This is a genomic window from Hymenobacter cyanobacteriorum, from assembly GCF_022631375.1.
Taxonomy (GTDB): Bacteria; Bacteroidota; Bacteroidia; order Cytophagales; family Hymenobacteraceae; genus Hymenobacter; species Hymenobacter cyanobacteriorum.
This window is the reverse complement of record NZ_JALBGC010000001.1, coordinates 439,380-461,565: the sequence shown is the minus strand read 5'-3', so window position 1 is coordinate 461,565 and position 22,186 is coordinate 439,380. Positions and strand designations below refer to the sequence as shown.

14 protein-coding genes are annotated in these 22,186 nt (G+C 61.7%); 6 read left to right on the top strand and 8 right to left on the bottom strand.

Going from position 1 to position 22,186, the window contains the following annotated elements:
• Positions 1 to 38: 38 nt before the first annotated feature.
• Positions 39 to 1,475 carry a CCA tRNA nucleotidyltransferase gene (locus MON38_RS02065; protein WP_241934470.1) on the top strand — a complete coding sequence of 479 codons (1,437 nt, stop codon included), beginning with the start codon at positions 39 to 41 and terminating at the stop codon, positions 1,473 to 1,475.
• Positions 1,476 to 1,583: 108 nt separating this feature from the next.
• Here MON38_RS02065 and MON38_RS02060 read toward each other — a convergent pair whose 3' ends face one another.
• The 3 genes from MON38_RS02060 to MON38_RS02050 form a co-directional block, all read right to left on the bottom strand.
• The gene (locus MON38_RS02060) at positions 1,584 to 2,774 is read right to left on the bottom strand and encodes an alpha/beta hydrolase-fold protein (RefSeq protein WP_241934469.1); all 1,191 of its coding nucleotides are present in this window, start codon (positions 2,772 to 2,774) and stop codon (positions 1,584 to 1,586) included.
• A gap of 299 nt (positions 2,775 to 3,073) precedes the next feature.
• Positions 3,074 to 5,782 carry a PspC domain-containing protein gene (locus MON38_RS02055; RefSeq protein ID WP_241934468.1) on the bottom strand — a complete coding sequence of 903 codons (2,709 nt, stop codon included), beginning with the start codon at positions 5,780 to 5,782 and terminating at the stop codon, positions 3,074 to 3,076.
• 60 nt (positions 5,783 to 5,842) lie between these two features.
• On the bottom strand, positions 5,843 to 6,190 hold the full coding sequence (locus MON38_RS02050) for a PadR family transcriptional regulator (protein ID WP_241934467.1): 348 nt from the start codon (positions 6,188 to 6,190) through the stop codon (positions 5,843 to 5,845).
• 423 nt (positions 6,191 to 6,613) lie between these two features.
• On the opposite strand from MON38_RS02050, the gene MON38_RS02045 reads away from it, so the two are divergent.
• Together MON38_RS02045 and porU2 are read left to right on the top strand one after the other, a co-directional pair.
• Entirely contained in the window at positions 6,614 to 7,729 is a 1,116-nt protein-coding gene (locus MON38_RS02045; RefSeq protein WP_241934466.1) for a putative type IX sorting system protein PorV2, read from the top strand.
• A gap of 45 nt (positions 7,730 to 7,774) precedes the next feature.
• Positions 7,775 to 12,970 carry a putative type IX secretion system sortase PorU2 gene (porU2, locus tag MON38_RS02040; protein ID WP_241934465.1) on the top strand — a complete coding sequence of 1,732 codons (5,196 nt, stop codon included), beginning with the start codon at positions 7,775 to 7,777 and terminating at the stop codon, positions 12,968 to 12,970.
• Between the two features lie 98 nt (positions 12,971 to 13,068).
• Here the strand turns inward: porU2 and MON38_RS02035 are convergent, their stop codons facing one another.
• From MON38_RS02035 to MON38_RS02025, 3 genes are all read right to left on the bottom strand, one after another.
• The gene (locus MON38_RS02035) at positions 13,069 to 13,560 is read right to left on the bottom strand and encodes a dihydrofolate reductase (protein WP_241934464.1); all 492 of its coding nucleotides are present in this window, start codon (positions 13,558 to 13,560) and stop codon (positions 13,069 to 13,071) included.
• 1 nt (position 13,561) lies between these two features.
• Complete coding sequence (gene fmt, locus MON38_RS02030; RefSeq protein ID WP_241934463.1) at positions 13,562 to 14,491, bottom strand: methionyl-tRNA formyltransferase; 930 nt, start codon at positions 14,489 to 14,491, stop codon at positions 13,562 to 13,564.
• Positions 14,492 to 14,677: 186 nt separating this feature from the next.
• Complete coding sequence (locus tag MON38_RS02025; protein WP_241934462.1) at positions 14,678 to 15,928, bottom strand: exo-beta-N-acetylmuramidase NamZ family protein; 1,251 nt, start codon at positions 15,926 to 15,928, stop codon at positions 14,678 to 14,680.
• Positions 15,929 to 16,036: 108 nt separating this feature from the next.
• On the opposite strand from MON38_RS02025, the gene MON38_RS02020 reads away from it, so the two are divergent.
• Positions 16,037 to 17,260 (top strand): ABC transporter permease, encoded by a 1,224-nt coding sequence (locus tag MON38_RS02020; RefSeq protein WP_241934461.1) that lies wholly within the window; start codon positions 16,037 to 16,039, stop codon positions 17,258 to 17,260.
• Positions 17,261 to 17,423: 163 nt separating this feature from the next.
• Here the strand turns inward: MON38_RS02020 and MON38_RS02015 are convergent, their stop codons facing one another.
• Complete coding sequence (locus MON38_RS02015) at positions 17,424 to 18,116, bottom strand: peptidoglycan DD-metalloendopeptidase family protein (protein ID WP_241934460.1); 693 nt, start codon at positions 18,114 to 18,116, stop codon at positions 17,424 to 17,426.
• 212 nt (positions 18,117 to 18,328) lie between these two features.
• On the opposite strand from MON38_RS02015, the gene MON38_RS02010 reads away from it, so the two are divergent.
• Together MON38_RS02010 and MON38_RS02005 are read left to right on the top strand one after the other, a co-directional pair.
• Positions 18,329 to 19,432, top strand: a complete 1,104-nt coding sequence (locus MON38_RS02010) for a ferredoxin--NADP reductase (protein WP_241934459.1) — start codon at positions 18,329 to 18,331, stop codon at positions 19,430 to 19,432.
• Positions 19,433 to 19,660: 228 nt separating this feature from the next.
• Positions 19,661 to 21,403, top strand: a complete 1,743-nt coding sequence (locus MON38_RS02005; RefSeq protein ID WP_241934458.1) for a M3 family oligoendopeptidase — start codon at positions 19,661 to 19,663, stop codon at positions 21,401 to 21,403.
• A 140-nt stretch (positions 21,404 to 21,543) separates the two neighbouring features.
• Here the strand turns inward: MON38_RS02005 and MON38_RS02000 are convergent, their stop codons facing one another.
• Entirely contained in the window at positions 21,544 to 22,143 is a 600-nt protein-coding gene (locus MON38_RS02000) for a hypothetical protein (protein ID WP_241934457.1), read from the bottom strand.
• Positions 22,144 to 22,186 lie beyond the last annotated feature (43 nt).

The window sequence follows — 22,186 nt, the reverse complement described above, 5'->3', positions numbered from 1 at the left end:
CGGGTGGCATTCTGCGGCCAGTACCGAACTTTGCGCCCATGAACACGCCCAAACTGCCCGAGTTGCCCATTTTTCGCACCATCGCCGAAGCGGCGGCTGAACTGGGCCAGCCGGCTTACGTCATCGGCGGCTACGTGCGCGATTTGGCGCTGGGCCGCGACAGCAAAGACATTGACGTGGTGACGGTGGGCGACGGCATTGCGCTGGCCCAGGCCGTAGGCAACAAGCTGAAAGGCAAGGGCCGGGTGCAGGTGTTCAAGAACTTCGGCACGGCCATGCTGCCGACTAAGGAGGCCGGCGATATTGAATTTGTAGGAGCTCGCAAGGAGAGCTACCGCGCCGAAAGCCGCAAGCCCGAAGTGGAAGCAGGCACGCTGGAAGAAGACCTGGCCCGGCGCGACTTCACCATCAACGCCCTCGGCCTGAGCCTGAACCCGGAGAATTTCGGCGAGCTGGTGGACCGCTACGAGGGCATGAAAGACCTGGCCAGCAAAACCATCCGCACGCCGCTGGGGCCGGATGTGACCTTTTCGGACGACCCGCTGCGCATGATGCGCGCCGTGCGCTTCGCTTCGCAGCTCAACTTTGATATTGAGCCCGATACGTTCGACGCCATTATCCGGAACAAGGACCGGATAAAAATTGTGTCGCAGGAACGCATTACCGTCGAGCTGAACAAGATTATTGAGTCGCCCACGCCGAGCTACGGGTTTAAGCTGCTGTTTCAGACGGGGCTGCTACAGCTCATCTTTGCAAAGATGGCGCTGCTGCATGGGGTGGAAAAAGTGGGCACTCACGCGCACAAAGACAATTTCTACCATACCCTGCAGGTGCTCGACAACGTGGCCGCGGCCGGCGGCGACCTGTGGCTGCGCTGGGCCGCCGTGCTGCACGACATCGCCAAGCCCGCCACCAAGCGCTACTTCCCCAAAGTGGGCTGGACGTTTCACGGGCATGAGGACAAGGGCGCGCGCTGGGTGCCCGGCATCTTCACCGACCTGAAACTGCCGCTGGGCGAGGAGATGCGCATGGTGCAGAAGCTGGTGCGGCTGCACCTGCGCCCCATCGCGCTGGTGAAAGAAACGGTGACCGACTCGGCCGTGCGCCGCCTGCTATTTGAGGCCGGCGAGGATATTGACCGGCTGATGCTGCTGTGCCGGGCCGACATCACGAGCAAGGACCACACCCGCAAGGAGCGGTATCTGCGCAATTTCGCTCAGGTAGAGGAGAAGCTGAAGGAGGTGGAGGAAAAAGACCACCTGCGCAGCTTCCGCCCGGTCATTACCGGCGAAATCATCATGGAAACCTTCGGGTTGAAGCCCTCGCGCGCCGTGGGCGAGCTGAAGGAGGCCGTGATGGAGGCCATCCTCGACGGCATCATTACAAACGAAATGGAGCCCGCGATGGCCTTTTTGCTGGAGCAGGGCGCAACTAAAGGGCTGAGCCGCGGGGGAACGGAAGCTGTTTTGGAGTAGCCTGTTGAGACAAGTTAAAAGTGGAGAGTTAAAAGTTAAAATACGGGCGCACCAGATTTTAACTTTTAACTCTCCACTTTTAACTGGTCCAAAAAACAGCCCTAACAACTACGGCCGACCGCACAGTCGGGCCAGCGTTTGCCGGAGCAGGGCTGGCCCTTCGGGGCCAAATAGAAAGCCGTGCTCGCCCTGCGCCACCGCCTGCAGCTCCCAGCGCCGGGCCTGGGCGGGGCGAGCCTCGAACGTGGCCTTAACGGCGGCATAGGGATAAATGGAATCGTCTTGGGCGCTGAATTGGTAGCAGGGCTTGCCCTGGCCCAACTGGCCATAGGAAGCACCCAACGGCAGCCGGGGTGCCGGCGAGAAGGCATAGAACCCGCTGAACGCGGCCGGCCGCTGGCTGGCAAACCACAGGGCCGCGCTGCCGCCGTTGCTCAGGCCGCCCAGCACGGGGCCGCGTGGGTCGGTATGGTAGCGGGCCTGCACCTCGCGCACAATGGCCTCGACCTGCGCGAATGCAGCGGGCTGCTCGACCCAGCCAAAGCTTTTGCGGCCGAATGGAAAGACGACGATAGCATTGGCCGGCGCGGCCGCAAACACGGGCTCTTCTATTCCCACATCGGGGTTGGCGTACCCGAACTGTGCTGTGCTGACCACGCCGCCGTGCAGGTACACCACCACGGGCGCGGGCCGGGCGGGCGAGTAGCCGGCGGGCACGCGCACCAGATAAGGCATGCGTACCGTGTCGTTGGGCACCCGGCGGAAATACAAGGCAAAACCGGGCTGCGCGGCGGCAAAGTGGCCCATTTTGCGCTGGCCGCTGCCGGGCCAGGGCAGGGCGCGGGCCTGCGATGCAGCTACCCAGTTGGCGCTACGGGTGCGGGCAGCAGCGGCCTGGCGGGCCAGCGCCGTGCGCATGGCGGCCAGCCAGCGGGGCCAGGCGGCGTCGGCTTTCAGCGGGGCCAGGTTGGGGTCCTGGGCTATGTTGTCGAGGTCGTGGGGCTGCATGTGCAGGGAGCGGTGGCTAAGCTGCCCCAGCCAGCGCCAGGCCAGCGCCCGCCGGGCCGGGCAGTTGGCCGCCGCGCTGGCGGCCCCAAACAGCTCAAACTCGTTGGCGCGGGTGCTGTCGGGCGCAAACGCCTGCTCGAACGAGGCCACGGCGGCGCAATGGTCGCGGGCCTGTAGCTGTGTTTCGGCGCGTTCCAGCAATTGCGAGTAGGTGGGGGCGGTGGGCTGGGCCAGGGAAATCCCGGGCAGCACAACTGCTGCCAGCAGTATCAGCAGGATGTTTGCTTGCATTGGAGCAAAAAATGTGGGTGAGTACCCACGCAGATGCCCGCATTAGCTAAGCGGTTGCCCCGCGCAAACTGAATTCAGCCGATTATGATAAACGGGGCAACCCGTTAAAAACGAGATGGAGCCAGCCCTGGCCTCCCTGTTGCAGCAGGGGGCGGCCAAAGGACTGGCTCCGGAAGGAGGCCTCGTTCACTCACCAAACTAAGCCTGGCTTCTTTGTTTTTCTTTTTTCGGGGGGATAGATGCAGCTATACGGCGAAGGTTGCCTGCGAAGTTGCTTTTCGAAATAGAATTTCGGCGAACTACAAACGTTTGATGCTGGACGGGCCCGTAGCGTCGACTTTCACGCTGGCGGGCTGTCCGCTGTAGGCTATTTCGCTCGCGCCCACGGCGTCTCCTTTCAGGCTTTCGGTTACGTTGAGACGGGCTTTGCACATGCCGGCGATGGTCACTTTGCCGTTGCGGGTGCGCAGGTTGGCGGCGGCCAGCTCGCAGGCCCCGGCGGCGTCGAGGTCGAGCTGGTCGACGTTGCCGACGGCGGTGGTGCGGCAGGCCCCGGCCTGCTCGAGGCGCAGGGTGCCGTAGCTGCCGTTCAGGCGCAGGTTGCTGGCGCCGGCCTGCTCGATGCGCAGGTTGTCCTGGCGGTCGAAGCCGCCGAGGTCGCCGAGCACGGCCCCGGCCAGCGAGAGACGCTCAATGGCCGGCATCTCGATGCGCACCAGAATTTTGCGGTTGTTGCGGCCCCAGTCGCCGCCGAAGAACTTGGTGTTGCGGGGCTTCACAATCAGCTCGTCGCCGTCGCGCTCCACGCGCAGGTCGTTCAGGGCCCGGTCTTCGCCGGCGGCCTCAATCTTGAAGCTGCTGCCCTGGCGCACCACTACCCGGTAGTTGCCGGCCACCGTTACGTGGGTGAAGCCGGTTTCCTGGAAGGTGCGGCGGCCGCTGCCGTAGCTGTTCAGGTCGGTGTCGAAGCTGGGCGCGCCGCCGTAGTTCAGCGAGAGGCCGCCGCGGTCGTTGTCATCTTCGTCGTCGCTGCTGTTATCGTCGGCGCTGTCGTTGTCGTCGCTGTCGATGTTGATGTTCACGTTCGAGTCGTCGTTGTCGTCCTCGTCGCGGCCCAGCTGCTCGTCGGTGCACCCAATGCATTCCAGCTTGTTGCCGCGCAGGCGGTAGCGGTGCTGCTCGGGGTCTTCGGGGCGGCGGTTATTCACGAAGTCGTCGTCGTCCAGAATGTTGTAGGCGAAGTCGCGGCTCATTCGGAAGGTGCGGTCGCGGGGCAGGCGCAGGGTGAGGGCCAGCTCCTGCTTGCGGTAGGCCGAGTTGGCCATGAAGGAGAAATGGTCGTCGAACACCAGCGAGGAGTCGCCGCTGGGCCGCACCGTGTAGTCGATGGTGGTGAGGGCCGTGCGGCGGGCATCGGCTTCGTTGAGGCCCTTGGCGCTCAGCGTGCGCAGCACTTCCACCACCTTGCCGCTGTCGGCGGCGGCGAGGCTCACATCCACGTGCTGGTCCCAGTCGCGGTCCACGTGGCGCGCGTCGAACATGAGCACCGGCGTGGTCAGCTTCGAGAATTGTTCCAGCTGCTCCACTTCGGCATCGTACTGAAAGTTACGGTTTTGCCGAACTGCAGCCACCGTCACGCCCACAATGCTCAGCAACCAGAGCCCGAGCAGCGACAGGCCCACGGTGCGCGTCATCAGCGAGCGGCGGAAGAGCAGGTTCAGGCCGCCCAGCAGCAGGGCCAGGGCCGGAATGCCCAGCGCCAGGAAGCCGGCCAGCAAGCCCCAGGCCGGCACGCCCCGCAGCAGCACGTGGGTGAAAATCATGTTCTCGGCATTCGGAAACAGGCCAATGCTCGCGCCCAGGCCAATGGCCAGCGTCAGCAGCAGGCCGAAGCCAGTCATCGTCAGCAGCACACCGGCCACCACCCGAATGGCCGAGCCGATGAAGTCAACGGCCGGGCGCAGGTTGCGGGCAGCGTCTTCCACAAACTCACCCACGGGACGGTTGGTGAGGGCGGGGCCTTCGGCGAAAGCATTGGTCCGGGCGCTGTTATCGAAGCTTTCCAGCGTAATGGCGTCGCCGCGCATACGGAGTTTGTCCGAGACCGTTTTGGCCTCGGGCAATACTATCCAGAGAATAATGTAGAGCAGGAAGGTGAAGCCCCCGGCAAACAAGCCGGCCAGCATCATCACGCGCACCAGCGTCACATCGATGTTGAAGTAGGCGGCCAGGCCGGCGGCCACGCCGGCCACTTTGCCCGTGCCAGTGTCGCGGAATAAGCGGCGGCCGGCCAGCGGGCCCGAGTTCAGCAAGGCTTCGGGGTGGGCGGGGGCGTCGTAGCGCTTGGGCAGCAAAATCCAGAGGATGATGTAGCCGAGCACCAGCCAGCCGCCGAACTCGAACCGGATGTTGTCGTGGTCGAACCCCCAAACGTGGATGGCCGGCATGAACAGCGTGACAAACACCAGGCCCAGGCGCACCCACAGCGGGTTGATGGCGAAGTACTGGGCGATGCCGGCGGCCACGCCCGCAATTTTGCGGTTGGCCATGTCGCGGTACAGGCGCTTGCTTTCGCCGGGCGCGGCGGCATTGCCGCCCACGGCAAACGGGCCTTCGGGGCCAAAGGGGCCTTTGCGACCGAAAGTGCCTTCGGGGCCAAACGTGCCCTTGGGGCCGAACGGGCCTTCGGGACCGAACGTGCCGCCGGCTGCGGCCGTTTCTTCCACCTCGTCGTCCTCATCGGCGTCGGGGGCGAAGTCGCTTACGCGGCCCATTTTAGCAACCATTGCATTCACGTCATCGAGGGTGATGACCTGCTGCATGGGCGAGAGGCGGGCCGAGAACAGCTCGGCGATGCGGCCTTCGATGTCGGCCACGATGTCGGCGTGGCCGCGGTAGTTGGCGAAGTGCGCCTTCACCTCGGCCAGGTAGCGACTAAGGACGTCGAAGCCATCTTCCTCGATGTGGAAGATGAGGCCCTGTAAATTGATGCTGATGTTCTTTTTCATGTGAAAGAGGGCCGAACGGGCCGATTGGATGCTGGTGAGTGAAGCAGAAAAAGAGGCAGATTAGCGGCTGTCGCCGGGCGGCCGGCTATGGCGAATGATGCCCACCGAAGTGGCCATTTCCTCCCAGGTGTCGCGCAGCTCCTCCAGGAACTTGCGGCCCTCGTCGGTGAGGGTGTAGTACTTGCGGGGCGGGCCGCTGGTGCTTTCTTTCCAGACGTAGTCCAGCAGGGCGGCATTCTTGAGGCGGGTGAGCAGCGGGTAGAGCGTGCCCTCCACCACAATCATGCGGGCAGAAGTCAGTTCCTCCAGCATGTCGGAGGCGTAGGCTTCGCCGCGGGCGATGATTTCCAGGATGCAGAACTCAAGGATTCCCTTGCGCATCTGAACCTGGGTGTTCTCGAGTTTCATGGGCGAGTTGGTTGACTAGTGGGTGACGAACAGTACAAATGTATGGTAGGTACTTTGTAACGCAAGGTACTGGATGAATAATTCCGTTGAATCTGTAAGAATATTTTATTAATGCCTGATAATGAAGAAGAAAATTTTGCTAGCGCTGCATGATTTTCACTGCGACTTTACCCAAACTGGGTGTGGCTGAGGCCGGGCAGGGGCGGGGCCGACACTCGCCCGGGCATGACACGGAACCGTTGCAGTGGTGCGCACGGCAGGTAGGAAGCCGACTTCGGCCTTACCCCAGGCGCCTGCTCTCAAACGCACCTTCGGCCAGCAGCCAGCCGGGTTGGGCAAACTGGCCCGAAATTGGCGGCGCGCGACGCACTAACTTGGAGTATCTTGCGTTCCGTCCGCGCAAACCCGTGTTCGTTCCTTTCTATGACCCAATTTTCCGCTGCCGCCCGTGGGCTGCTGATTGCCGGGGCCTGTGCCGCTGTTGCGCTGCCCGCCGCCGCCCAATCATCCAAAACCCCCAAATACAGCAACGAATTTCTCAACCTCGGCGTGGGCGCGCGCGCGCTGGGCATGGGCAAGGTGCAGGTGAGCCTGGCCTCCGATGCCACCGCCGGCTACTGGAACCCCGCCGGCCTGGTGAACCAGACCCACAAATACGACGGCGTGCTGATGCACTCGGAGCTGTTTTCGGGCATCGTGAAAAACGACTACGCAGCCTTCTCCATGCCGCTCGACGACAAAAGCGCCATTGGGGCCAGCCTGCTGCGCCTGGGCGTGGATAACATTGCCGACACCCGCGCCCTGGTGAACGAATACGGCTACGTTGACTACAGCAAGATTGAATACTTCTCGGTGGCCGACTACGCGCTGCTGCTGTCCTACGCCCGCAAGCTCGGCCCCGAGGGCCTGAGCGTGGGGGCCAATGGCAAGTTCATCTACCGCAACATTGGCAAGTTTGGACAAGGCTACGGCTTCGGGGTTGATGCTGGGGTGCAGTATAACCACAAGGGCTGGAACCTGGGCCTGATGGCCCGCGACATTACCACCACCTTCAACGCTTGGTCATACAATCCCGACGAGTTCTTGAAGAGTATCAACAGTAGCCAAGCCAACCAAAAAGACCCAATTCCCAAAAACAGCACCGAAATCACGCTGCCGCGCTTCGTGCTGGGCGTGGGCCGGCGCTTCGAGCTACCCAAGCAGTTCTCAGCCCTGGTCGCCGCCGACTTTGAGGCCACTACCGACGGCCAGCGCGGCACGCCCATCTCAACTAAAGGCGTGAGCGTGAACCCCAGCGCCGGCGTGGAACTGGGCTACCGCAACCTTGTATTCCTGCGCGGCGGAGCTGGCAACTACCAACAAATCAGCAGCGTAGTAGACCTGTCCAGGCAGTGGAAAGGCCAGTATAGCCTTGGGGCCGGCGTGGCCGTCAGCGGCCTGCGCGTCGACCTGGCGCTGTCGCGCCTGGCCGTGGAAAAACTCGGCAGCACCTCCCAGACCAATTCGCTGATTGTCTCGCTGGGCTACGGCTTCAAGTAGGCCGGCCCGCACCAGAAATAAGCTACCCACAATTTCCGAGATGATATGAACAACACTACCAATTATTCGCCTTTCCGTCGTTGCTGGCCACTGCTGGCGTTGTGCTGGCTGCTGCTGGCGGGCGGCGTAGTGCGGGCGCAGTCGGGCCCGGTAGGCAACGAGTGGATTGTGCCCGGGCAGCAGTACTATAAGATTAAAGTCATCCGTGACGGCTTGCACAAGCTGGACTACCAGTATTTGCAGAAAGCGGGAATCTCCGGCGTTGCGCCCAGCGAATTTCAGGTCTGGCGGCGTGGTCAGCAAATGGCCATCTACGTGGGTGGTAATCAGAACGTGCTGGATGCCAGTACGTTTATTGAGTTTTACGGCCGCGCCAACGATGCTGCGCTGGACACTGAGCTGTATAAAAACCCAAGCGACCAAGCACATACCTACTTCAGTCTCTACAGCGATACGGCCTCGTACTTTCTGACCTGGCATACCGGCACCGCTGGCCGGCGGATGCAGGCACCCGCCAGTGCCGGAACTACTCCCCACCCATATCGGCTGCTGAATAAGCTGGACCAGCGAATTAATATTTTCAGAGACGTTCCAGCGGAGGAGAGTGTGTACCTGCCCTGGATAGAGCCCGCTGAAGGCTTCTTCATGGGGTCGACGCATACTGAACTGGCTTATACCATCGATTCGGTTTCCGTAAGCCCGACCACGGCGGCCACTACGCTGCCCCAGGTGGAGGTGTCGCTGTTTGGCGCGCCCGACCAATCGGTGCGCTACGGCGGAATTGGAGTGGCCCACCACGTGGAGGTGGTAGTGGTGCCCGCCAGCGGCCCAGAGCGGGTGCTGGGCGTCATGAACTTTGTCGGACTCACGCGTTCGCGCCAAAAATTTGCCTTTCAGCCTTCCGATATCACAGCGGCGGGCCGCCTCACCATCAAACTGCGTAACCAGGCCCCCGTAGCGGCCGATGATTATTTCTACGCGGTATACCTGCGCACAAGTACGCCGCAGGCCAACACCTGGTATTCAAACCGACACCGCATTGCCTTTACAAATGATTCGCTCCTGGCCGGCCCGGCCACTTACGAGCTAGCGGGCGTGCCGGCTACCGTAGTGGGGTTCGATGTGCAGGACTTGTATAATCAACAGCGTGTGGTGAGCACTCCGGGGACGGGAGCAGGCCTTTCGCGCTTTGTTTTTCCGGGCGCCAATGGGGTGAAGCACCAACTGCTGCTCGTCGACGAGCTGTTTCCCTTTACGCCATTTCCTGCGCAAAAAATCCGTTTTCAGCAGATTAATCCGGCGACTCCAACGTTTGTTATCATCTCGCATCCGCAGCTGATGAAGCCCACGGCGGGCACTGCCAATGCCGTAAAGGCCTACGCGGCCTACCGGGCCTCGGCAGCCGGTGGGCGTTACGATACGCTGGTGGTTACCTCGCAGCAGCTCTACGACCAGTTCACGTACGGCGAGAAGTCGTGGCTGGCGTTGCGGCATTTTGCGCGATGGGTAGCGGCTGCGGGGCCAGCGGGCCGCGAGCGTTACCTTTTATTGCTCGGGAAAGGCGTTGTGCCCAGCGAGCCGGTGAGTTCAGCCTATTTCGCGCACTACGGCGAATACGGCGTCGACCTGGTGCCGACCAGTTCGCGCTCGGTTTCCGACAACCTGATAACCGCCGACTACGCCACCGATGACTACGTGGCCAAGCTGCATACCGGCCGCCTCACGGCCACCACGCCGCAGCAGATAATGAACTACCTGAACAAGGTGATAACACACGATGCGCTCGGGCCCGCTCCCTGGCGCAAAAACGTGCTGCACTTGGTGGGCGGGAAGGATGCTACCGAAGCGCAGGATTTCCGCCGTTATCTCGACAAAGCTAAAGCAAGCATCGAGCGGCCGTTTTTGGGCGGCACTGTCACGACGGAAAGCCGCACCGGCATTTTGCCCGTATCGGTCGATATCTCGGCCCAGCTAAATGCCGGGCTTTCGGTAATTGATTATTTTGGTCACGGCTCAAGCAATACTTTTTCGCTTGATTTTGGAGCTCCATCCAAAGTACCTAGCTACAACAACGTAGGCAAGTACCCCGTTTTAATTCTGAATGGCTGCGCGGGTAATGGTACGTACACGCAAGCCTATACTGTAGTCGAAGATTACCTATTTGCCGACCAGAAGGGCGCCATTGGCTCATTGGGCGAATCGGGCCTCAGCTTTCCCGCCCCGTTGGGCGTTGCCCTCGATACGCTGCACCACCTGCTGTTCAACGACCCGCGCTGGTATGGTAAGCCTGTGACGGCGGTGCACGACGAAGTAGTGCGCCGGTTACAGCATACCCCCGTCTTCCGGAATAACATTGGCATTGAGCAGCTGCTGAGCACCAGTTGGCAGGGCGACCCCACTATTGCCCTCTACTCGCCCGCGCTGCCCGATTTGGTGGCCAATTCAGCTACGCTTTCCATTGTGCCGTCGGCTGGGGCGGGCCAGGTTACGGCGGCTTCGACCAATTTCGTGCTGAATGTGGGCGTGAGCAACCCCGGCAAAATCACCTACGACCCGGTTGAAATTCGGGTGACGCGTACCCTGGGCACTCAGTCGATGACTTACCCTTTCACGGTACGGCAGGCTTGGCGGCAGGATACCACTTATGCGCTGACGATTCCCAATTCCACTGTTTTTCTGGGTAAAGGCGGCTCCAATACCTTCAAAGTAGAGCTTGATTACGCTAACAAGATTGCCGAATCAAACGAAACTAACAACGCCGCCCAAATCAATTTTACTTTCCTCACCGGCGGCCTCTCGGTGCTGAACCCCACCGAATTCTCGATTTCTGCGACTACCACCCCACGGCTCAGTGTGCAGTCGAATAACCCGCTCGAATCCTCGCGCGGCTACGAGTTCGAGTTGGATACCGACCCGGCTTTCGGTACGGTGAAGCAGCGTGCTACCATCACGGCAGGTGTACTGGCCGAATGGCAGGTTGCGGCGCTGCCCACTACCGTAGCGGGCCGCGACAGTGTGGTGTGGTACTGGCGCGCCCGTTTCCAAACGCCCACCGCGGGCGAAGATGGCAGCTGGGTAACCTCGTCGTTCCGGGTAATTCCCAACAGCCCGACGGGCTGGTCGCAGAGCGATGCCGGGCAGTTCCGGCGCGATGCGCTGACCGGGGTGGCCGTGAGCGGGCCGCCCACCGACTGGACGTTCGCGCCCGAGCGCTTTCCGCTGGTGTTGCGCACAGTGGGCGGTGGCCCTCCCCGAAGTGCTGCGCAATTTGGCAATCTGCTTGGTGGCGGCATCTACCTGCAGTCGGGGGGAGGGGTGCCATCCGTCAGCGACTGCGGGGTGCTGTCTCCTAACCTGTTGATTGCTGTGTACGACGGTGCCACGCTACGGCCCTTGGTAATGCCGGCAACGTACCAGCGTTGCGGGCAGGCGCCCAACTACTTCTACTATTTCTCGAAGACTGCGCCCACCAGCACTACCGATACGCTCGATAACCTGAACTACAGCGCGGCACGCCAGCAGCAGCTCGACGCTTTCCTGACGGCGATTCCGAACAAGGCCTACGTAGCGGTGATTTCGACCAACCGGCTGCGCTACTCCTTGTTGCCCGCGGCCCTGAAGACTCGTTTGCAAACCTTGCTCGGTTCGCAACTGATTACCACGCTGGCCGATGGCGAGCCGCTGGCGGTGGTGAGCCAGAAGCTGACCGCTACCACCGGCCGCCTGCTGCACGAAAAAGGCCCCGACCGCACGTCGGCCACGCTGGCCTACAACCAACGCATCGAGTTGACGGACACGCTGCAGCGGGCAGTGACGGCCGGGCACGTGGTTTCGACGCTGATTGGCCCGTCGCAGCAGTGGAATAACCTGTATGCATCCATCCGCACCCGCAATAACTCGGGGCAGTACACGCTGAAAGTAATCGGCGTGAACTCCCAAGGGGTTGAAAACACCCTATTTACCAACTTGCCGGTGCTGCGCGATGGTACCTTGTTCACGCAGTCCCTATCGACTGTTTCGGCGACCGACTACCGTTACCTGCGGCTCGACCTGACGCTGGCAGATACGGCCCGCGTGGCCCCGCAATTGCGGCAGTGGATGGTCACCTCACGCGGCCTGCCCGAGGGCATTGTGCAGCGCGATGCGGTGCCCGCCAGCACGTACGCGGCGGCGACGCTGCTGCAACAGGCCACCACCAGCCCAGGCATTGTTAGCTTCCCGGTGAAATTCAAGAACATATCAACCGAAACGTTCAACGGCCCGCTCAATACCCGCGTGCAGGTGCGCGACAGCAACAATAACATCCGGTTTACGGCCCCGCTTATTAGCACCGCCGCCCCGTTGCCGGGCGAAACGGCAACTATCAATGCGAGCATCGATATGAAAGGGTTGTTTGGCCGCTTCCAGATTGAAGTGGTCGTAAACCCACAGCTGCAAAACCCCGGTTTGCAGCTCGAGCAGAACTATGCAAACAACGAGTTGATTCTGCCGGAATTCACCATTATCAACAACAACGTACCGCCCACGCTCGATGTAGCCGTGGATGGCCGCCACATCCTCAACGGCGAGTTAGTTTCGGCGCGGCCCGTCATTGTCATCCAGCTCAACGACGAAGACCAGCTACGACACATCACAGATGCTTCGGTATTCACGCTCACGCTGCTGCGCCCCGGCCAGACCGGCCTGGGCACCCTGGTACCGCTTACGGGCAGCGACGTGCACTTCACCGTTGATACCAGCAAAGGCAGCGTAGCCCGTCTCACCTACGAGCCCGGCCTCAACAACCCGCTGCCCGACGGCAAGTACACCCTGCGCGTGCAGGGCCGCGACCCCAACAACTCGGCCGCCGCCGCGCAGGATGTGCAGCTGTCGTTTGAGGTGGTGAATGCCGCCACCATCAGCAACGTATACCCGTACCCGAACCCGGTTATCAGCAAAGCGCGCTTCGTGTTCACGGTGACGGGCCAGGAATTGCCGCGCAACATGAAAATCCAGATTATGAGCCTCACGGGCCGCGTGGTCCGCGAGATTTTCATGAACGAGCTGGGTCCGCTGCACATCGGCAACAACATCACCGACTACGCATGGGATGGCACCGACAGCTACGGCGACCGCCTGGCCAACGGCACCTACCTCTACCGCGTGGCTTACGACGACAGCAACGTCTCGTTCTCGCACCGCGAAACGGCCGGCGACAAAGCCTTTAAAAACGACTGGGGTAAGCTCGTGCTCATGCACTAGAAACTGCTCCAATAGCACCGCAAAAAAGGCCGCCCAATCGGGCGGCCTTTTTTGCGGTGCCTCTGGCTGGATGTCCGGCTCACGTCATCCCGCAGCAGCTAGCGCCGCCGTAGCGTCACGAAGCTATAAGCGTAGGTATGCTGCGCGTCAGCTTCGTGACGCTCGCGGGTTTCCTCGCGCCATTCGCTGGGCGAAAGGGGGGGGAAAGAGGCATCACCTTCAAAAGTGTGGTGGATTTCGGTGAGGTAAACCACGTCGGCCGTTGGTAAGGCTTCGCGGTAAATTTCGCCGCCACCAATCACGCACACCGTTTCGGCATCCAATTCGCGGGCGCGCTCCAGTGCGCCCAGTACCGAGCCCGCTACCTCGCAGCCCGGGGCCGCCCAGCCAGCCTGACGCGTGACCACGACGTTGGGCCGGCCCGGCAACGCCTTGCCAATGCTGTCGAACGTTTTGCGGCCCATCACCACCGGGTGGCCCAGGGTGAGTTGCTTGAAATGCCGCAAGTCGGCGGGCATGCGGCCCCAAGGTAGTTGGCCCTGCTGGCCAATGATGCCGTTTTCGGCCACGGCTACTACTAATGCGACCATCTTAAAAGGTTGGTTTGAAGCCCCGTAACAATTCCTCCACGCTCATGCGCTTCTTGCCTTCCAACTGCACATCGAGCAAATCGAGCCAGCCGTCGACCGCCGCTACGCGCAGGTAGCGCCGTCCGTCTGAAGACCAAGTTCCTGGCGTAGCGGCCGCTTCTTCGTCAAAAGGCAAGGTTTGGGCACGGTAAATTTTGACGATGCGGCCATCGGGCAGCGCCGCGAAGGCCGTGGGCATGGGCGAAAGGCCACGCACCCAGTTCACCAGTTCGGCCGCCGGGCGGCTGAAATCGAGCCGACCGGTTTCCTTGCTCAGCTTAGGGGCGGGGCGCAGGTCGGGGCGCTGCGTCTGCGGCGTGCTGGGCGCCGTACCGGCCGCAATGGCCTGCACCGAGCGCAGGGCCAAATCGGCCCCCACCAGTTTCAGCTTGTCGTACACGCTGCCGAAATCGTCCTCCGGCGCGATGGCGATGCGGTCCTGAAAAATCAGGTCGCCCGTGTCAATCTCATGCCGCAGAAAGAAGGATGTAACGCCGGTTTCGGTGTCGCCGTGCATAATGGCCCAATTGATGGGAGCCGCGCCCCGGTACTGCGGCAGCAGCGAGCCGTGGATGTTGATGGAGCCCAGCCGGGGCATGTTCCACACTGCCTCGGGCAGCATACGGAAGGCCACCACCACCTGCAAATCGGCCGCGTAGCTTTTGAGCTCGGCCTGAAATTCCGGCGATTTTAGGTTAGTGGGCTGGAGCACCGGCAGGCCGTGCGCCTCAGCCGCCACCTTCACGGCCGAGGCTTGCAGCTGGCGCCCGCGCCCGGCCGGGCGGTCGGGGGCCGTGATGACGGCCACTACCTGGCAGCCGGGCCAGGCCACCAGGCTTTCCAGGGTGGGCACGGCGAAATCGGGCGTGCCCATAAAAACGATTCTTAGCATTGGAGGAATTGGTGGTCGGGACTGGATGGCTGATGATGAACGGATTTGTATGGCCGTCATGCTGAGCTTGTCGAAGCATCTCTACCATGCAACTAATCCAATCGACAGGATTTGCTATTGCAGTAGAGATGCTTCGGCTGCGCTCAGCATGACGGTCGTTTTAATTGGTTTAACCTGCTGCCAAGCCTACCGCTCCGGATACAACAGGTACTTCTTGCGCAGCGCCCGGTACTTCTTCAGGCCCGGCTCCCAACTGGCGCGGATTTCGGCTTCGCTTTTACCCGCAATAATCTGCTGGCGCAGGGTATCGGTGCCGGACAACTCCTCGAAATACTTGCCGAAGAAATGCTCTTTGTCGATGCTTTGCTGGTAGAAGTCAAGTAGGTATTTCAGCACCAGGCCGCCGTTCTCGCGGGCGGGGGCGGTGGCCAGGTCGAGGCCGTAGCAGCGCTGGCCCTTCATCGGCGGGGTGGGTGAGCCGGCGTTGGGGGCGGGCGTGAAATTGTAGGGCCGCGTGGCCGGCTGGCTGGGGCTGCCGATGATTTCGAACGGCGTGGTGGTGCCGCGCCCCACGCTCACGTTGGTGCCCTCAAATAGGCAGATGCTGGGGTAGAGGGCCACGGCGTGGTCGGTGGGCAGGTTGGGGGAGGGGCGCACGGGCAAGTGGTAGGCCGTGGCGTGAGTGTACCCTTTTTGCATGGGCACCACCGTGAGGCGGCACGGGCGGCCGCCGGCCAGCCATTTTTCCTGGTTTATCATCTGGGCCAGCTCGCCCACGGTGAGGCCGTGGGCCATGGGCAGCGGGTCGAGGCCGACGAAGCTTTTGTGGGCGGGCTCCAGCATGGGGCCGTCCACGAGGTCGCCGTTGGGGTTGGGACGGTCGAGCACCAGCACGGCTTTGTTCTGTTCGGCGGCGGCTTCCATCACGTAGTGCAGCGTGCTGATGAAGGTGTAGAACCGCGCCCCCACGTCCTGGATATCGAATACCAGCACGTCGACATCGGCCAGCATTTCGGGGGTGGGCTTCTTGGTTTTGCCGTACACCGAGCGCACCGGCACGCCGCTGCGGGCATCGCGCCCGTCGGTGATGGTGGCCCCGTCGGCCGCTTCGCCACGGAAGCCGTGCTCGGGCGCGAAAATGGCCGTCACGTTCACGCCGCGCGCTTTCAGCGTATCGACCAGATAAGCGTTGCCCACGCGGGAAGTCTGGTTGATGACCAGGCCAACGCGCTGGCCCTTGAGCTGCGGCAGGTACTGGTCGAGCCGCTCGGCCCCGACTACCACGCGGGTAACCGCCGGGGGAGCCATTTGCGTAGGGGACGCAGCTGGTGCAGGCGTCGTTTGGGCAGCGGAACCGGTGGCGGCCGGCCGGGTAGTGCCGCAAGCGGGCAACGCCAGCAGCAGGGCCAGGGTCATTTTAGCCGAAAAATCAATCATAGCAGTGCAGGAAATAGAAATTAACCGGCTAATGGCGAGCGCCGGACCGGTGGGCTGGGCGCAACATGCGGCTGGTCCCGGTTCAAAACGTAGCTTTACGCTCGAACAATGAACGTCGCCCGCTACATCTCGCAGAAAATCGACGGCGGAGCCGATTCCGGCTCCTTCACGTCGTCGGTCACAAAAATAGCCATCATCAGCATTGCCATGGGCCTGGCGGTGATGGTGGTGTCGTTTGCCATCCTGCAAGGGTTTCGCAACGAGATTCAAAACAAGATTTTCTCGTTTGGCGCGCACCTGCAAATCTCGCGCTACGACACCAACAATTCGCTGGAAGTCGCACCCATTCCCGGCCCGCGGCTGGTGAAGCAGCTGCACGAGTTTCCGGAAGTGAAGTCGACGCAGCCCTTTGCCGTGAAAACGGCCATCATCAAAACGCCCGACGAGGTAATGGGCGTGGTGCTGAAAGGCATTGCCGAAACCGACGGCCGCTCGCCCATGCGCCAGAATCTGGTGGCGGGCAAGTTCATCAGCTTCCCCGATTCGGCGGCCAGCGACGACGTGCTGATTTCGCGCAAGGTGGCCGACAAGCTGCGGCTGAACGTGGGCGATAAAACGCTGTTCTACTTCATCCAGAACCCGCCGCGCATCCGGCCGTTCCGCGTGTGCGGCATTTATTCGACGGGGCTGGATGAGTTTGACGAAGTGTACGTCATCGGCGACATTCGCCAGATTCGGGAGCTGAACTCGCCGGTGTGGGCCGACTCGCTGGTGGGCGGCATGGAAGTGGTACTCAAGGATTTCAATACCCTGGACGCCACGGCCGACCGGTTCTACGAGCGGCTGCCGTACGATTTGAAAATTGACAAAATCACCGACCAGTACGCGCAGCTGTTTGACTGGCTGCAGCTGCTGAACCGCAACGTGGTGATTTTTCTGATTCTCATCATCTTCGTGGCCACCTTCAATATGGTCGCCACCATTTTCATCATGATTCTGGAGCGCACCAACATGATTGGAATTCTGAAGGCGCTGGGGGCGACGGATAACCAGATTCGGCGCATGTTTTTCTTCCGGGGACTGTCGCTTACGGTGCGAGGCATGCTCATCGGCAACGCCATTGCGGTGGGTTTCTGCGCACTGCAGTACTACTTCCACCTCATTCCGCTCGACCCTGAGAACTACTACATGGACCGCGTGCCGATTTCGTGGGACCCGAAAATGCTGCTGATTCTTAACGGGGCCACGTTCGCTGCTTCGTTGCTGGCGGTGCTGATTCCGACGTATCTGATTTCGCGGATTAAGCCAGTGGTGGCCATTAAGTTCGACTAACTGTCTGAACCGCAGATAGTCGCGGATTAAACGGATAAGAACGGATTCAATCGTTTTCAATTGAAAATGAAAAAGGCCAGTGCTCATCGAGGACTGGCCTTTGTTTATAGAGGTTTCGATAAAGAATCCGTTCTTATCCGTTTAATCCGCGACAATCTGCGGTTCAGACAAGGTGCCGGCTTTGCAGCACCAAGTTTGGGTCGGGGCACAGTGCGGCCCAAAGCTCTCGCTCGCTGGGCCGGGCCACGCCGGGAAAGTCGCCCACGCGGCCTTGCAGGTCGGCCATAAGCTGAAAATGAAGGTGGGCCGGCCAGTCGCCATTCTCCGGGAAAGGTCCAACGGTGGCGAAGGCTTCGCCTTTGGCCAAGGGCTGGCCCACGCGCAGCGCCCGCCACTCAGCGCGGCTGAGGTGGCCGTAGAGGCTGTAGAAAACGGTGCCTTCCAGTTCGTGCTGCAGGATGACGGTGGGGCCGTAATCGCCGAAGTTGTCGTTGTCGGCCAGGCTATGGACGATGGCGGGCAGCGGCGCGAGCACGGGCGTGCCGGCCGGTACCCACACATCTACGCCGAGGTGCAGGGAGCGGGCTTCTTCGGCCGCGCCGGGGCCGAAGTGCGGGCTGCGGCGGTAGATGACGCGGTTTTCGAGGTAGCCGCCCACGCCGGCGGTGGCCCCGGCCTCGGTCAGCATGGTGTTCACCAGCTCGTTGAAGGCGGCGGTGTCGCGCAGGTCGGCGTTAAGGACAGTGGGATTGGTAGCCGAAAAGTCGAGGCGGGTGACGGTAGCAGCGTTCAGGTCGAGGGGCAGCACGGGGCCGAATTCGGCGGCGTGGCGGAGCAGAAGGGCGGGGAGGGACAAGATGGAGAAATTATTAGCTTAATGGAAAGCCCGGTTTGGCAAACTACGCGCCGGGCGCGGCTGTTGAGGGCGACAGGCGGCAAGTTACCTTTGCGGCTGAAGTTGGCTCGGCACTTGTCCGACCGGCCGTTCATCTTTTTGTCAATTTGCCCGCGCCGGACGCCGCTGCCCGCCTCAATCCGTACGCCCCGTTACTCCCACTTTTATCCCGCATGAGTTACCAGACCCTGACCGTAGTTGCGCTGACCCAGGAAACCGCCGATACCGTTACCATTCACCTCGAACGGCCCGACCGCCAGCCCATTGCCAGCCGGCCGGGCCAGTTCCTCACCCTGATTCTGCCCTGCGGCCCCGGCGGCAAAAAGGAGCGCCGCGCCTACTCGCTCAGTAGCACGCCGGCCGATGCCCCGCGCCTGTCGGTGACAGTGAAGCGCGTGCCGGGCGGCCTCGTGAGCAACTATTTGCTCGATACCGTGCAGGTGGGCCAGCAGCTGGAGGTGATGGAGCCGCTGGGCAACTTCACGCTCGCGCCCAGCCCTAAGGCGGCACGCTCGCTGGTGCTCATCGGGGCCGGCTCGGGCATCACGCCGCTCATGTCGATGCTGAAAGCCGTGCTGGCCGGCGAGCCCAATAGCCACGTATTGCTCATTTATGGCAACCGCAACGAAGAATCGGTGATTTTTCAGCAGCAGCTCGCTGCCCTCGAAGCCAGCGCGGGCGGCCGCCTGCAGGTGGAGCACGTGTACAGCCAGCCCCTGCAGCCGATGGCCCCGCACCGCCACACCGGCCGCCTGAACCGCACCATGCTGCTGCGCATTCTGGAGCAGCGCCACCAGTTTCCGGCCGAGCAGGCCGACTACTTCCTCTGCGGCCCCGAGGGCCTGATGACCGAAGCCCGCGCCGCCCTCGACCTGCTGAAGGTACCCGAGGCCCGGGTGCGCCGCGAAAGCTTCGTGGCCGCCGCCGACAACGCCGAAGTGGCTGCCGCCCAACCCAACGGCCACGGCGACGTAACCGCGAGCGGTTCCGACGAGGTGAAAAGCACCCGCACCGTCACCATCCAGTACGAAGGCAGCGAGTACCTGATTGAGGTGCCGAAAGGTAAAACCATCCTCGAAGTGGCCCTCGACCAAGACATCGACCTGCCGTATTCGTGCCAGGCCGGCCTGTGCACGGCTTGCCGCGGCAAGTGTCTCAGCGGCCAGGTGCACTTGGATGAGCGCGAAGGCCTGTCGGATTCGGAGATGAAGCAGGGCTACATCCTCACCTGCGTGGGTCACCCGATGACGGATGATGTGGTGATTGAGATTGGGTAGAGGAGAGAGTTATTGAGAAAAAAGAACGTCATGCAGAGCGCAGCGAAGCATCTTGCCCGCAGGAAGTAATCCAATCGACAGGGATTAGTTGTGGCGGGCAAGATGATTCGCTGCGCTCTGCATGACGTTCTTTTTTAATCAACACATTTTCCATCCCTGCCGCCGCCATTCCACGTACCTGACAGCCTGTGCCGGCACTGCCCGCTGGCTGCCGTTTATACTTGTAAGATGATGCAACTCGTTGAACCTACCGCCGAGTCGGCCACTGATACCAGCCGACCGCCGCGCCACTACCTGCCCGAAGATTTCACGGTGACCGACTGGGCCGCCATCGAGCCATTTTTTCAGGAACTACAGGCCCGCCCCGTGCAAACGGCGGCTGAGCTGGAGCGCTGGCTGCGCGACCGTTCCGAACTGGAATCGGTGCTGAGCGAAGACCTAGCCTGGCGCTACATCCGCATGACCTGCGACACGCAGGACGCCGCCCGCGCCGAAGCCTTCCAGTATTTCGTGAACGAAGTGGAGCCGCTGGTAGCTCCCTACGACCATGCCCTCAACGAAAAGATGCTGGCCGTGCCCGCCCTGGCCGACCTCGACGAGCGCCGCTACGGCGTGTTTCTGCGTTCAGTGCGCCGTGCTTCGGAAATTTACCGGGTCGAAAACATTCCGCTGAAAACCGACATCAGCACCAAGCAGCAACAGTACGCCGCCACGGTGGGCGCGATGAACGTGACCATCGACGGCGAGGAACTGACCCTGCCCCAGGCCGCCGACCGCCTCAAAAACCCTGACCGCGCCGTGCGCGAAGCCGCCTGGCGCGCCATTCAGGCCCGCCGCCTGCAGGATGCCGGGCCACTCGATGCGCTGTTCACCGAGCTCATCGGCCTGCGCACGCAGGTGGCGTTGAACGCGGGCTTCGCCAACTTCCGCGACTACATGTTTGCCGCGCTGGGCCGGTTCGACTACACGCCGCAGGACTGCTTCGACTTCCACGCCGCCATCCGCGAAACGGTGGTGCCGCTGATTGACGGTTTCGACCTGGAGCGTCGGCAGGACCTCAACCAACCCGCCTTACGCCCCTGGGACCTCGACGTGGACCCCAGCGGCCAGCCGCCGCTCAAGCCCTTCGGCACCGGCGACGAGCTACTGGAAAAAACCATTACCGTCTTTCAGAACCTCGACCCCTACCTCGGCGACTGCCTGCGCACCATGCGCCAGATGGGCCACCTCGACCTGGAAAGCCGCAAGGGCAAAGCCCCCGGCGGCTACAACTACCCGCTCGATGAAACCGGCGTGCCGTTTATCTTCATGAACGCCACCAGCTCGCTGCGCGACGTAGTGACGATGCTGCACGAGGGCGGCCACGCCGTGCACAGCTTCCTAACCCGCGGCCTGCCGCTGGGGGCTGATAAGCACCCGCCGTCCGAAGTAGCCGAACTGGCTTCGATGAGCATGGAGCTGATGAGCATGGACCAGTGGGACGTATTCTTCCCAAACCCCGAGGACCTGCGCCGGGCCAAGAAAACCCACCTCGAAAGCGTGCTCGAAACCTTTCCCTGGGTAGCTACCATCGACAAATTTCAGCACTGGGTGTACGAAAATCCGCTGCACACGCACGAACAGCGCCACCAGCGTTGGGTGCAGATTTTCGACGAGTTCAACCAGCGCACCGTGGACTGGCGCGGGCTCGAAAGCTTTAAGCCCTATCTGTGGCAGAAGCAGCTGCACCTCTACGAAGTGCCGTTCTACTACATCGAGTACGCCATGGCGCAGCTCGGGGCCATTGCCGTATGGCGCAACTTCCGCCAGAATCCCGCCGAGGGCTTGGCGGCCTACAAGCGGGCGCTGGCGCTGGGCTACACCGCGCCCATTGGCCAGATTTACGCCGCCGCCGGCATCCGCTTCGATTTCAGCACCGAGTACCTGCGCACCCTGGCCGACTTCGTGCGCGCCGAGATGGAGGCGCTGTAATCCGGCAGAATAATTGAACAAAAACGTCTGTCATCCTGAGCATAGCGAAGGACCTTATTACGCCAGCATCAAGTGCTAAAACGTGATAAGGTCCTTCGCTATGCTCAGGATGACAGACGTTTTTGATTAACTCAAACTATTTACGGCTTCGCGCCGATGGTGAACAGCGGCAGCGGTTTCAGGTCGACGTACTTGCCGCCGAGCGACTGCAATTCTTCACCGTGCAGTTGCAGGTAGTTATTGTAACGCTTGGCCGCGTCGTCATATATCACTCGGAATCCGACCACGCCGGCATCAAGCTGCTGAATGCCCTCCACGAAATTGCGGGCATTTTCGGTGGGCGCGCCACCATTGGGGGCCGCTACGGGGTACAGCGCGTTCAGGAGCGAATCCTGAGCAGTGTCGTACTGGTCAATCAGGGCCGAGCTGCTCATCGTAGCTTGGTCATAGCGGCGGGCTTTGAGGCGGGCGTTGGCCTGTTCCAAGGCTTTGAGCTGGGCCTCGCTGCGGCCGGGCTGGCCGTGCAGCTCGCGCAGTAGCAGGCGCGTGAGAGCCAGCTTCTGGTCGTCGCTTTCCACCATGTTGCGCCACTTCACGTCCACCGAGTCGCGCAGGGCATCGAGTTGCAGCTTGGAAGCGGCCGCCGAAGCCGGGTTCACGGCCACGGTTTTGGCACCATCGCGCTTGCAAGAGGCCGCCATGCCGAGCAAGAGAATCAGGCCCAGACCGACCGTTTTCAATGAAGAAGAGAGGGGAGATGCAAACATGGAAATCGAAAGGATG